Annotated in this window: 11 protein-coding genes; 4 read left to right on the top strand and 7 right to left on the bottom strand. The window is 72.2% G+C overall.

All coding sequences use genetic code 11. From position 1 onward, the window contains the following. Both ABT063_RS32955 and ABT063_RS32960 read left to right on the top strand, forming a co-directional pair. Nucleotides 1-1,038, top strand: a complete 1,038-nt coding sequence (locus ABT063_RS32955) for a carbohydrate ABC transporter permease (protein WP_351063455.1) — start codon at nt 1-3, stop codon at nt 1,036-1,038. Next, the gene (locus ABT063_RS32960) at nt 1,035-1,913 is read left to right on the top strand and encodes a carbohydrate ABC transporter permease (protein ID WP_351063457.1); all 879 of its coding nucleotides are present in this window, start codon (nt 1,035-1,037) and stop codon (nt 1,911-1,913) included. Before ABT063_RS32955 ends, ABT063_RS32960 begins: the two co-directional genes overlap by 4 nt. Here ABT063_RS32960 and ABT063_RS32965 read toward each other — a convergent pair. Both ABT063_RS32965 and ABT063_RS32970 read right to left on the bottom strand, forming a co-directional pair. Next, nucleotides 1,903-4,137 (bottom strand): glycoside hydrolase family 3 N-terminal domain-containing protein, encoded by a 2,235-nt coding sequence (locus tag ABT063_RS32965; protein WP_351063459.1) that lies wholly within the window; start codon nt 4,135-4,137, stop codon nt 1,903-1,905. The two genes, ABT063_RS32960 and ABT063_RS32965, sit on opposite strands and share 11 nt — an antisense overlap. Then, nucleotides 4,134-5,168, bottom strand: a complete 1,035-nt coding sequence (locus ABT063_RS32970) for an N-acetylglucosamine kinase (protein WP_351063461.1) — start codon at nt 5,166-5,168, stop codon at nt 4,134-4,136. The genes ABT063_RS32965 and ABT063_RS32970 overlap by 4 nt, the downstream gene beginning before the upstream one ends. A gap of 8 nt (nt 5,169-5,176) precedes the next feature. Between ABT063_RS32970 and ABT063_RS32975 the strand changes: the two genes are divergently transcribed. Next, a complete protein-coding gene (locus tag ABT063_RS32975) occupies nt 5,177-6,460 on the top strand; it encodes a glycoside hydrolase 5 family protein (RefSeq protein ID WP_351063463.1) in 1,284 nt (427 codons plus the stop codon). Nucleotides 6,461-6,464: 4 nt separating this feature from the next. On the opposite strand, the gene ABT063_RS32980 is transcribed toward ABT063_RS32975, so the two are convergent. Further along, nucleotides 6,465-7,940 carry a glycoside hydrolase family 3 N-terminal domain-containing protein gene (locus tag ABT063_RS32980; protein WP_351063465.1) on the bottom strand — a complete coding sequence of 492 codons (1,476 nt, stop codon included), beginning with the start codon at nt 7,938-7,940 and terminating at the stop codon, nt 6,465-6,467. A gap of 286 nt (nt 7,941-8,226) precedes the next feature. On the opposite strand from ABT063_RS32980, the gene ABT063_RS32985 reads away from it, so the two are divergent. After that, complete coding sequence (locus tag ABT063_RS32985; RefSeq protein ID WP_351063467.1) at nt 8,227-9,267, top strand: lysylphosphatidylglycerol synthase transmembrane domain-containing protein; 1,041 nt, start codon at nt 8,227-8,229, stop codon at nt 9,265-9,267. A gap of 50 nt (nt 9,268-9,317) precedes the next feature. On the opposite strand, the gene ABT063_RS32990 is transcribed toward ABT063_RS32985, so the two are convergent. The 4 genes from ABT063_RS32990 to ABT063_RS33005 form a co-directional block, all read right to left on the bottom strand. Then, a complete protein-coding gene (locus ABT063_RS32990) occupies nt 9,318-9,995 on the bottom strand; it encodes a DUF429 domain-containing protein (RefSeq protein WP_351063468.1) in 678 nt (225 codons plus the stop codon). 17 nt (nt 9,996-10,012) lie between these two features. Then, a complete protein-coding gene (msrB, locus tag ABT063_RS32995; protein ID WP_351063470.1) occupies nt 10,013-10,420 on the bottom strand; it encodes a peptide-methionine (R)-S-oxide reductase MsrB in 408 nt (135 codons plus the stop codon). Between the two features lie 13 nt (nt 10,421-10,433). Next, nucleotides 10,434-11,825, bottom strand: coding sequence for a UDP-N-acetylmuramate--L-alanine ligase (murC, locus tag ABT063_RS33000; protein ID WP_351063570.1), 1,392 nt, complete (start codon nt 11,823-11,825; stop codon nt 10,434-10,436). 169 nt (nt 11,826-11,994) lie between these two features. After that, nucleotides 11,995-12,468 carry an indole-3-glycerol phosphate synthase gene (locus ABT063_RS33005; protein WP_351063472.1) on the bottom strand — a complete coding sequence of 158 codons (474 nt, stop codon included), beginning with the start codon at nt 12,466-12,468 and terminating at the stop codon, nt 11,995-11,997. Nucleotides 12,469-12,509 lie beyond the last annotated feature (41 nt).

Consider the following 12,509-nt stretch of genomic DNA (forward strand, 5'->3'; position numbering starts at 1 on the left):
ATGGCTCAGCGCACTCTCGACCAGGCGTCCGTCCCGCCTCCCCTTGGGGCGGGCGCCAAGCGCCCCGGCACTTCCCCCTCGCCCGACACGCCGGGGCGCCTGCGCCGCGTCCTCCGTTCCGTGGCCCCTGGCCCGACCGCGGACGCGGGGGGCGCGGCGCTCTACCGCCGCTGGTGGCTGCCCTGGCTGTGGATGACCCCCGCGATCATCGGCACGACGGTCTTCGGGGTCTTCCCCTTCCTCAACACGATCCTGGTGTCCTTCACCGACGCCAAGCCGCTCGGCGGCGCGTACAACCTGGTGGGCCTGGACAACTACACCCGGATGCTGGGCGACTCGGACTTCTGGCTCGCGACCCGCAACAGCGTCCTGTACGCGGTGATCGTCGTCCCCCTGATGGTCCTGCTGCCCCTGCTGCTCGCGATCCTCGTCGAGAAGAACCTCCCCGGGATCGGCTTCTTCCGCTCCGCCTTCTACACCCCCGTCCTCGCCTCCAGCGTGGTCGTCGGTCTGAGCTGGCAGTGGCTGTTGAGCGACCAGGGCCTGGTCAACACCTGGCTGCAGAAGGCGCACATCATCCGGGAGGCCATCCCGTTCCTGTCCGACTCCTGGCTGATCCTGCTGTCGGCGATGGGTCTGACGCTGTGGAAGGGCCTCGGCTGGTACATGATCTTCTACCTGGCCGCGCTGGGGAACGTCCCCCGGGAGCTGCACGAGGCGGCGGCCGTCGACGGCGCCGGCGTGGTCCGCCGCTTCTGGCACGTCACCGTGCCCGGCGTACGGCAGTCGATGATGCTGGTCGGCACGCTGACGGGCATCGGCTCCCTGCGGATCTTCACCGAGATCTACATGCTCGGCGGCTCCACCGGCGGCCCCGGCGGCGCCGACCGGACGCTCCCCTTCTACATCAGGGACGTCGGCCTCGACCCGCTCACCGGCAACGCCGGCTACGGCGCGGCCGTCAGCGTCGCCCTCTTCGCACTCACGCTGGGCCTCACGCTGCTCGCGCAGCGTCTGACGAAGGAGGACGAGTCATGACGACGGCGGTAGAGCGGCGCCGGCGCCTGATGCCGCGCTGGCGGGACTACGGCCGTCCCCGCCAACTGGTCGTCCGTTACCTGCTGTTGGTGTTCGTCCTGTTCATCACCGTGGGCCCGCTGCTGTGGCAGGTGCTGTCGTCCCTCAAGGGCGCCGGCGAGGACGTCTTCGGCGCGGGCGCCTCACTGATCCCGCGCGACCCGACCCTGCGGGCCTACGAGAAGGTCTTCGACCAGGTCCCGGTGTGGACGTACATCAGGAACAGCGTGTTCGTCGCCGTCATCTCCATCACCAGCCAGCTCGCCTTCTCCACCATGGCCGGGTACATGCTCTCCAAGCCCGGCTGGAAGGGCCGCAAGCTGGTCTGGGTGCTGCTGATGGCGTCCATGATGTTCCCCTTCGAGTCGATCATGGTGTCGCTGTTCCTCAGCATCCGCGACCTGGGCCTGGTCGACAACCTGGTCGGCGTCTGGCTGCCCGGCTTCGTCGCCGCGATCAACGTCCTGATCATGCGGGCCGCGTTCCTCTCCGTGCCGCGCGAGATCGAGGACGCGGCGATGCTGGACGGAGCGGGCGAGTGGAAGCGGTTCCGCCACCTCTACCTGCCCTCCGCCTACGGCGCGATCCTGGTCGTCACCATCAACACCTTCATCAGCGCCTGGGACGACTTCCTCTGGCCGCTGATCGTGCTGCGCACGGAGGAGCACTTCACGCTGACGCTGGGTCTGGCGCGGCTCCAGACCTCGTCCTTCGGCTACGACCAGCGGCTGGTGATGGCGGGTTCGGTGATCTCGGTGATCCCGGTGCTGGTGCTGTTCGTGATCACGCAGCGGTGGTTCTACAAGGGGGTTTCCTCGGGGGCCGTCAAACTCTGAGATCCAGCACCGCGGGTACGGCGGTGAGCGCGGCCCGGGACGACTCGGCGACGCGGATCTCGACGGCGCCGGCCGGTGCGAGTTGCTCGGTACGGAGGGGCATGGCGACCGTACGGCACTCGCCCGGCGCGAGATCGACACCCTCGAACGCACACAGTTCGAGGGTGCGCGGCCACACTCGAATGAGCAGCCGACGGACGTACAGCTGGACGACAGTACGCCCGTGCCGCGCACCCGTGTTGGTGACGTCGACCTCGACGGTACGGCCGGAGAACCGCGGTGGGCCGTACGCGAAGCTCGTGTACGACAGCCCGTGCCCGAAGGAGTAGAGCGGCTCGGCGCTTTCGTCCACGTAGCCGCCGTACTCGGTGTCCTTGTGGTTGTAGTAGACGGGGAGTTGGGCCGCGGAGCGCGGTACGGAGACCGGAAGCCGCCCGACCGGCTCTGCCAGTCCGAGCAGTACCTCGGCGATCGCCTGGCCGCCCCACGGGCCCGGGTACCAGGCGGTGAGCAGGGCGGCCCCGATGTCGGGAACGACATGCGGTCGGCCCTGGATCAGAACGACCACCGTCGGCGTCCCTGTCGCGGTGACGGCCTCCAACAGGGCGTACTGGGCCTTCCCCAGCCGCAGTCCGGCCAGGTCGACGCCCTCGCCGCAGGTCATCTCGGAGACGGCGGTGCGGGCGGCCCCGTTGGCGGCGAAGTCGGTCTCGGGGGTACGTGCGCTGCTGCCGCCCAGCACGAGCACGGCCAGGTCGGAGGCGGCGGCCTCGACGATTGCCTCGGGTATGCCGGAGAGGTCGTCGCCGGTCAGCGCGCAGCCGCGGGCGTGGCGGATGTCGACACCGGGCGGGGCCAGCCGCCGTAGTCCATCGAGGACGGTGGTGCCGGTGCCGGGCTGTTGCGGGGCGGTGTAGTCCCCCAACTGATGGGCGGTGGTGGCGGACTGGGGTCCGAGGACGGCGACGCGGGAGACGGCCTCTGTCATGGGCAGGACGCCTGAGTCGTTGCGGAGAAGGGTGACCGCGGCCCGGGCGAGGGCCGTACTGACGTCGGGGCCGTGTGCGGGAGAAGGCGTCCTCGCACCGTGCCTCTCGAACAACCCCAGGCGGAACTTGAGTCGGAGCACCCTGGCGACGGCCGCGTCGAGGACGTCTTCGCTCACCATCCCCCTTGCGACCGCCTCGTCCAGATGCGTGAAGCCCTCGTCCCAAAGGCTCAAATCGACACCGGAGTCGAGCGCGAGGGCACCGGCGGAGACCTTGTCGCCGGTGATGCGCGCCAGGCGGTCCACGGCGAGGCCGTCGGCCATCACGAGCCCCTCGAAACCCCAGTCGTCCCTGAGGAGTCCGGTGAGCAGGGCGCGGTTGCCGGAACAGGGCATCCCGTCGACCTCGTTGTACGCGGCCATGACGGCGGCGGCTCCGGCGCGGACGCCGGCGCGGGCGGCGGGGAGGTGGATCTCGTGGAGTTCCCGGGGCCCGAGTTCGGACTCGGCGGAGTTGCGGCCGCCGACGGTGGCGCCCTGCCCGGCGAAGTGCTTGAGGACGACGGGGACCTTGTCGGCGGCGAAATACTCGGCGGACTCCCCCTGCATGCCACGTACAAGGGCCTCCGTGAAGCGGGCCGCCAGGTACGGGTCCTCACCGAAGCACTCCTCGGTCCGGCCCCAGCGGGGATCGCGGGCGATGTCGAGCGCCGAGACGAGAGCCACGTGACCGCCTCGGGCACGCAGTTCGGCGGCGGCATGGGCGGCGGCGCGTTCGTACAGCTCGGGGTCCCAGGTGGCGCCGCCGGCCAGGTTGACGGGGAGGACGGTGCCGTCGAGGGCCATGTGCCCGTGCGGCACCTCCTCGACGAACAACGCCGGGATGCCGAGCCGACTCCGCCCGACGACATGCCGCTGCACCAGGTCGGCGAGGTCCGCGCCGTCCTCCGCACCGGGCCCGCCCGCGTGGTCGACGCCGGACCAGGCATCGGCGCGCTGGAGTCCGTAGAGGGCACCGAGTCCGGCGAAGCGCTCGGTCTCGGCGTACAGGGCGTCGGTGAGTTCGAAGTCGCCGTCGGGGGTGCGGCGGTAGGCGTCCCAGCCGTACATCCGCTGGTTGAGCTGCCCGACCTTCTCACGCAGGGTCATCCGGGAGAGCAGGTCCCGGACGCGGGCGTCGAGGGGGGCGGCGGGGTCGCGGTAGAGAGCGGGGGCTTCCTGCCCCGTGACGCTCACCGGCTGCCGCCGCGGTGTGCGAGGCGGGCGAGAGCCACGGCGCCCCGGCAGCCGTCGGGCACCCAGTCGAGTGTCAGCCCGAGCGGCGCGAGGCGGACGGTCAGGCGCGAGGTCAGGGGGCCGTCGGGACCCAGCAGGCCGCCGGTGGCGACGAGCGGTTCGCCCGGTCGAGGCGCCAATGCCCCTACGGCGTCGGTCAGTTGGTCGGCCGCCTCGTCCAGGATCGCCACCGCGACGGCGTCCTTCTCCCCGGCCGCCTCGGCCACCAGCGGGGCGAGGCGGGCGAGCCGGATCGGAGGCTCGGCCATGACGGCGGGGAGCAGGTGCATCCGGTAGGCCTCGCGTCGGGCTCGGGGCCAGTCGGCGACCACGGCGCCGCCTTCCTCGTACGACAGGACAGGCCCGCCCGGCAGAACCTCGCCCGGCAGACCCAGCGCTTGCCCGACCGATCCCGCCAGCGCCGTCGCCGGCCCCCGCCCGTCCGCCATCCGCAGCCCCGCCCGTACCGCCGCGCGTCCGATCCAGAAGCCGCTGCCGTCGTCGCCGAGCAGCCAACCGTCGCCGTCGACGGTGGCCGTGCCACGGCGGTCGGTGATGCGCATCGCGACCGCGCCGGTGCCGGCCACGAGGGCCAGCCCGCCGGCCGGGGTGCCGGGCGCGGAGGCGAACGCCGCCTCGATGTCGCTGCTGATGCCGATCGGGCCGGCCGGGATGCCCAGCCGTCGCAGCGCCTCGGTGAGGGCGGACCGGGCATTGACGTGCCCGGGGTCGTCCGGGGAGGCGGCCGTGGCGCCCGCGAAACCGCCGGCCACCGCCACGACCCTGCCGCGCGCCTCCTGCGGGACCGCCCGGGCGAGCGCCTCGGCCAGGTGGTCGGTGAGTCGCGGCACCGGCACGGTCATGGCGTTGCCGGGTCCCGCGGCGCCCTCGCCCAGCGGGCGCCCGTCCTCGGCGGCGGCCAGCACGGCACGCGTGCGGGTGCCGCCCGCGTCGAGGCCGACGACGAGTTTCTGGTTCAAATCATTGCCCATCACTGAGTATGGTGGTTGATACATTCGTGCAGCACAAGGGCAGCCCCGAGGAGGATCCCATCCACACGCTCCGCTTCGGCGTCAACTACACGCCCCGCCGCGGTTGGTTCCACTCCTGGCACGACTTCGACCCCGCGCACGCCCGCGAGGATCTCGACCGGATAGCCGGGCTCGGCCTCGACCACGTCCGCGTCTTCCACCTCTGGCCACTGCTCCAGCCCAACCGCACGCTCATCCGCCCCGCGGCCGTCGACCAGTTGGTACGGCTCGTCGACCTGGCGGCCGAAGCCGGCCTGGACGTCCTCGTGGACGGCGTGCAGGGCCACCTGTCCAGCTTCGACTTCTACCCGGAGTGGACCCGCAGCTGGCACCACCGCAACGTGTTCACGGACCCCGAGGCCATCACCGCGCAGGCCGACCTGCTCCGCACCCTCGGCCACGCCCTCGCCGACCGCCCGAACCTGCTCGGTCTCCAACTCGGCAACGAGCTCAACAACCTGGTCGAGCACAACCCGGTGACGGTCGCACAGGTGGACCACTACCTCGACACCCTGCTGGCCGCCACCCGCGAAGGCCTGCATCCCGGCCACCTCGCCACCCACTCCGCCTACGACGCCGCCTGGTACGGCGACGACCACCCCTTCACCCCCGAGGCCTCGGCCCGCAAGGGCGACCTGACCACCGTCCACCCGTGGGTGTTCTCCGGCGACTGCGCCCGCCGCTACGGGCCCCGCTCCCCGCAGGTGCTGCACCTCGCCGAGTACGGCACGGAACTCGCCACGGCGTACGCCGAGGACCCCGCACGGCCCGTCTGGGTCCAGGAGACGGGCGCGCCGGAGCCGCACATCCCGGCCGCCGACGCACCGGAGTTCGCGCGGGCGACCGTACGGAACGCGGCCGGGTGCGCGACGCTGTGGGGTGTGACGTGGTGGTGCTCCCACGACGTGGACCGCTCCCTGGCCGACTATCCGGAACTGGAGTACACCCTGGGCCTGTTCGACTCGGCGGGCCGTGCCAAGCCGATCGCCGACGCCCTCGCCGAGACCGTCGCCGACCTGCGCGCACAGCCGCCGTCCCCGCAGCCGCGCGACACCGCCCTGGTCCTGGACTGCGCGCCGGGCACGCGGTCGGCGTCCGGTCCGGGAGGCGCGTACTTCGAGGCGTGGATGCGGCTGCGCACGGAGGGTGTGCGCCCGGCGGTGGTCCTGGCCGCGCGGGCGGAGGACGCCGAGTACTTGGCGGCGCGCGGGATCAAGGACGTCGTACGGCTGCCGGTCGTACGGCTGCCATGAGCCCTTACGCGCCCGCCAGCGCCTCCGCGAGCGCCCGCAGATTGACCCGCCCGCGCCCGTAGGAGCACAGGGCACCGTCCTCCGGCAGCCCGGTGGCCACGCGTATCGCGTCCGGCCGCCGGGCCAGCAGGGCGTCCCGCAGATGCCGCTGCCAGGGATGAAGCCCGGCATCGCAGGTGGCGACGACCAGCGGCGTGCGCCGGGACACGCGCACGATCCCGTCGACGAGGGCGGCCGGATCCGCGGGCTCCCCGGCGACCGACGTACCCGCGGCCGTGGGGTCGACGGCGCGCAGCTCGCTCAGCAGGTCCTCACCACCCCAGTTGAGCGCCGGATGCGGCGGCGGGAACAGATCGACGACATGGGCACCCCGCAAGGGCGCCGCCCCGCCCCGGCTCCGTACGGCCCGGCGCGCCGCGTCCAGCCCAGCCCCCGCGTCCCACGCGGCGACCTGGGCCGCGGGGGTCGCGTACCGCTCGGCGAGCCGCCGCACCCGCCCCGCGGCCTCCTCCAGGCGCTCCTCGGCCAGCACACCGGAGCGCAGGGCGCCCAGCACGGTGTCCCGGCAGGACAGGGTGACCTCGAGATCCGGTACGGCGACGATGACCTGGTCGGCCCCCGCGGCGAGGGCGATGCGCGCTCCGGCCGCCTCGCCGTAGCGGTCGGCGATCGCCTTCATCTCCAGGGCGTCGCTGACCAGGACGCCGTCGTAGCCGAGGTCGTGGCGGAGCAGGTCGCCCAGGATGCGACGGCTGAGGGTGGCGGGGCGGTTGGCGTCCAGCTCGGGGAAGACCACGTGGGCGCTCATCAGCATCGGCACGCCCGCGGCGATCGCGGCCCGGAAGGGGGCGAGGTCGAGTTCGCCGTACGGCCGCGGATCGACCGCCATCTCGTGGTGGCTGTCGGTCACGGTGCCGCCGTGCCCGGGGAAGTGCTTGGCGCAGGAGGCGACGCCGCGCGCCTCGGTGGCGGCGACCCAGGCGCGTACGTGGCGGGAGACCAGCTCGGGATCGGTGCCGAAGGAGCGGGTCCGCACGATCGGGTTGTCCGGGTGCCGCTGGACGTCGGCGACGGGGGCGTAGGAGGCGGTGACGCCGAGCGTGGCCAGGTGACCGGCGAGGGCGTCGGCGCAGCGGGCGGTCAGCGCGGGGTCGTCGGCGACGCCGAGGGCGTAGCAGCCGGGGACGTCCGGGGCGCCCGCGTCCACGAGGTGGCCGATGCCGCCGCCCTCGTTGTCGATGCCGACGAGCAGGTCGGGGCGCAGGGCCCGCAGCGTGTCGGTGAGCCGGCGCAGTTGCTCGGCGTCCCGCACGTTGCGCGTGAACAGGATGACCCCGCCGAGGCCGCGGTCGATGAGCCGTTTCAGGGTGTCGGGGACGGCTGTGGTGCCGTCGAATCCCGCGACCAGACAGCGGTGTGCGGCCTCGTCCAGACCGACGGGGAGAACGGTGCTGACGGGCACTGACTCGGTACGGGTCATTTTCGGAATCCTCTGGCTCATTCAGCCAAAAGTCAACAGGCGTATGGATCACTGATTCAGGACAGTGACTGAGTAACTCGGCAAGGTCGACACCTCCGGCATGCCGGCGCTGGGGACCGCGGCGCACCACGTCGCCGACCCGCCCGCGCCCCTTCGGCTCCCGGACACCGGGGCGTCACACGGGGCGGGAACGTTTTCACCGTCCCCGTCTGTACCCCTGCCTCGCCTCGATCCGTCACGCCCCGCACACCCGGCGGGGCGTTGACGCGGAAGGACGACGTGCGCCGTGTCCCTGCTCCCGCTCGACGACCTCCCCGGGCCGCTCCCCGCCACCTCCCCGGCCCCGGTCTCCCCCTGCCCTGACGCTGCCTCCCCCACCCGCTCCTCGTTCCCCACCGCACGCCTCCTCCCCAGGCTGCTGAGTCTGCTGCCGCTCCTGCTGATCGCGGCGTGGGCGGCGATCGACTGGCGCACCGTGTACGACGGTGCCGCCCGGCTCGCCTCCGCCGATCCCTGGTGGCTGCTGGCCGCGGTCTTCTTCACCTGCCTGGGCTGGGTGTGCGCGGCATGCGTCCGGCAGGGCGCCATTCCCGACCGACTTCCGCCGGGGTTGCTGCTCGCCTCGCAGTTCGCCGCCGGTGCCGCGAACCATGTGCTCCCGGCGAGCATCGGCGCCCACGCCGTCACCGTGCGCTTTCTGCAGGGCCGCGGGATCCCCCTGTCGCGGGCTGCCGCGTCACTCGCGCTGTACTCACTGGTCAGGCCGATCGCGAAGACCGCGGTGTTCCTGGTCTTCCTGCTGGCCTTCCCCGACCTGGTACGGCTGGAGGAACTGGTCCCGGACCGGCGGACCCTGCTCCTCGGCGCCGGAGCCCTGGCGATCGGCCTCACCGCACCCCTGCTGGTCGTGACGGCCGTACCACCGCTGCGCCGCCCGGCCCTCACCTTCGTACGGACCGCCCTGACGGACGCACGCCGACTGCACACCATGCCCGGCCGGGTGCTCGCCCTGTGGGGCGGGGCGGCCGCGACCCCGCTGCTCCAGGCGAGCGTGATCTTCTGCGTCGGGGCCTCGCTCGGCCTGCCCATGACCTGGGCCCAGGTGGTCTTCGCGTTCCTCGCCGCCAGCACCGCGGTCGGCGCCGTCCCCGCACCGGGTGGCATCGGCCCCGTGGACGCGGCGCTGGTCTTCACGATGGCCGCGTTCGGCGCGCCCCTGGGCCTGGCCACGGCGACGGTGATCGGTTACCGCGTCGTGACGGTGTGGCTGCCGCTGCCGCCGGGCGCGTTCGTCCTCTCGGCACTCGTCCACCGCAAGGTGCTTTGAACGCACCCGGCCCTGAGGGGGGCACTGGTCAGCCCCGCGGCCATCGGCAGTCAATAACGAATCTCGACCACTCGCTCCGCCGCGTCCAGCTCCGGCACCTCCGGCACGCGCCCCGAGATGCCGAGCGCGATCCGGTGTGCCGACCAGGCCGCGGCCGCGGCGTCGAGAACGTCGTCCACAGGAACGCGGTCGGCCTCTCCGAGCTCGTCCGGGAGGACAAGCCCGGCCTCGGCCAGCAGGCAGCGGCGAAGATTCTGGCCGCGCCAGGTCTTCTTGGCGTGAGCCGGCGGCACTCCGCCGGCCAGGGCGCGGAAGGACACCTCGGGGTGCACCTCGTGGATCCGTTCATCGGCAAGCCAGCACGCCCGCGCCTCGAGGAGCTTCGGCGCCAGCGCCCATGCCTGCCGGCTCAATCGCTGACCGGTGAGCTCCTGGCAGCGGTCCGCGGCCGCCGCATAGTCCGGCTCCTGCCACGCCGGCCTCGGCGCGATGAGGAAGACACTGCCGCGCCGCACCTGGAGGAGCGCCCGGGCCGCGAGATCCGCCGCGCGCCACCCCTTCTCGACAAGGCCCAGCGGCATGTCCACGGCGATCACCCGTACCCCGCCGGCACGCTCGATCAGCGCATCGAGCCGGACATCCACCAGGCTGCCCGCGTACACGCCGTCCGTGAGCCTGATCCCCGCCCACCCCTGCTTACCGCAGGCATCGACCCCCAGGACGTCCATCAGTACGTACTCCCTGGTCAGCCCTCGTCAGGGACCAGCCGCAGCGAGATCGAGTTGATGCAGTACCGCTGGTCCGTGGGGGTCGGGTAGCCCTCTCCCTCGAAGACGTGCCCGAGGTGCGACCCGCACCGCGCACACCGCACCTCGGTCCGCACCATCCCGTGCGACCGGTCCTCGATGAGCTCCACCGCGTCGGTGTCCTTCGGGTCGTAGAAGGACGGCCAGCCGCAGTGCGACTCGAACTTCGTGGTGGAGGTGAAGAGTTCGGCGCCGCAGGCGCGGCAGGAGTAGACGCCCTCGGTCTTGGTGTCGGTGTACTCACCGATGAAGGCGGGTTCCGTCCCGGCCTGCCGCAGCACGGCGTACTCGGACGGGGTCAGCTCCGCGCGCCACTGCTCGTCCGGCTTCTCGACGTCGTACGACATGAAGGCCAACCCCTTACCTCTGCGCGAGACGGTCCAGAATCCGCGGGCCCAGGTCCGTCACGTCACCCGCGCCCATGGTGAGAACGAGATCACCGGCCTTCGCCATTCCCGCGACGGCCTCCGGCACCTCGCCCTTGTCGTGCACCGACGTGACGTCCGCGCCCGCGGCCCGCGCCACCTCGATGATCAGCTCGCTCGTCACGCCCGGGATCGGGTCCTCGCGGGCCGGGTAGACGTCGAGGACGACCGAGGCGTCCGCCAGGGCGAGGGCCTCGCCCATCTCCTTGCCCAGCTCCTGCGTCCGGGAGAACAGGTGGGGCTGGAAGACGACCAGGATGCGGGCGTCACCGGCCGCCGCGCGCATCGCCTCCAGGTCCGCCGTCATCTCCGTCGGGTGGTGGGCGTAGGAGTCGATGACCTGGACGCCGGCCGCCTCGCCCTTCAGTTGCAGGCGCCGCTTCACACCGGTGTACGCGGCGATGGCCGGGGCCAGCTCCGCGGCCGGGACACCCAGCGCCGCGCCCGCGGCCAGCGCGGCCACCGCGTTGTGCGCGTAGTGGCGGCCGGGGACGGAGACCGTGAAGGTGAGCTCCTCGCCGTCCAGGACGACCGTGACCTCGCTCTTCAGCCCCTGGGCCGTCACCGACAGGATCCGTACGTCCGCGTCCGCCGACTCCCCGTACGTCACCGTCTTCACCGACCCGGCCAGCCTCCGCGTCAGTTCCCGGGCGCCCTCGTGGTCCGCCGTGATCACCAGCGTGCCGCCGGGCACGATCCGGCCGGCGAAGGTCTCGAAGGACTCGTAGATCTCGTCGATGGACGCGTAGTTGGCGTGGTGGTCGAGCTCGACGTTGAGGACGATGGCGACCTCGGGGGCGTACTTGTGGAAGCTGCGGTCCGATTCGTCCGCCTCGGCGACGAAGATCTCGCCCTCGCCGTGCAGGGCGTTGGAGCCGGGCGCGTCCAGATCGCCGCCGATGGCGTACGACGGCTGCAGGCCGAGCTCGCTCAGCGACACCGCCAGCATCGACGTCGTGGTGGTCTTGCCGTGCGTGCCGGCCACCGCGATCGGACGCAGACCGTCCATCAGCCGGGCGAGGGCGTCCGAACGGTGGACCACCGCGATCCCCAGCTCCGCCGCCCGCGCCAGCTCCGGGTTGTCGGCCCGGATCGCCGAGGACACGACGACACAGGTCGCGTCGGACGCCAGATGCTCCGCCGCGTGCCCGATGTGCACGGTCGCGCCCAGCGCCCGCAGCGCCTCGGCGGTCGCGGACTCCTTGGCATCACTGCCCGCCACCTTCGCCCCACGCTGCGCCAGAATCTTCGCGATGCCCGACATTCCGGCGCCGCCGATGCCGATGAAGTGCGGTCGGTCCATGGCGGTGGGAAGGCCGGGTGCCATGCGCATTTCTCCCAAGATCCAGTACGAGAATGAACACCCCCAGCCTATTGCGTAAGGGCGACCGCAACGCCCCAGGGGCGCGGGGCGGTGACAATCATGCGGCTCCGCCGCGTGGGCGCGACCAGCCCCACACAACCCTCAGCCGGACACGCACCGCATCCCTACGGCGCTACGCCTTACTGTGCGAGAACAACTTCAGCACCGGCACCCCCACCTTGTGCCGCGCCCGCGACGCCCAGTCCCGGTGGAAGAACTCCTCCACGTAGTGGGGATCGGTCAGCACGATCACCTCGTCCGCGTCGACCTCGTCCACCAACGACTTCAGCGCATCCAGCGGGTGGTCCGCGATCAGCCGCCCCTCCGCCTCGCTGCCGGCCGCGCGCAGGGCGGTGAGGGACACCTCCAGTGCCTGCTGTCCGACGCTCTTCGCCTCCTCCCCCTCCGGCGTCTCTCCCTCCCGCGCGGCCTCGTCGATCGCGCCGAGCGCGACGTCGTCGATGGCGCGCAGCAGCCGGTCCGCCTGCTCGCCGCGTGGTTGCAGCAGCACGTGGAAGGCAACGCTCTCCTCCCCGTGCAAGCCGGTGACGAACTCCACGTCGGCGGACGTGAGGGCCTTCTCGATCATCAATACGCTTGTGAACACCAGGCGCCCCTTCTCCTCCGTGGGCCGTGCCAGGCCCTGCG

The sequence above is a fragment of the Streptomyces sp. NPDC002838 genome (assembly GCF_040295365.1).
Taxonomy (GTDB): domain Bacteria; phylum Actinomycetota; class Actinomycetes; order Streptomycetales; family Streptomycetaceae; genus Streptomyces.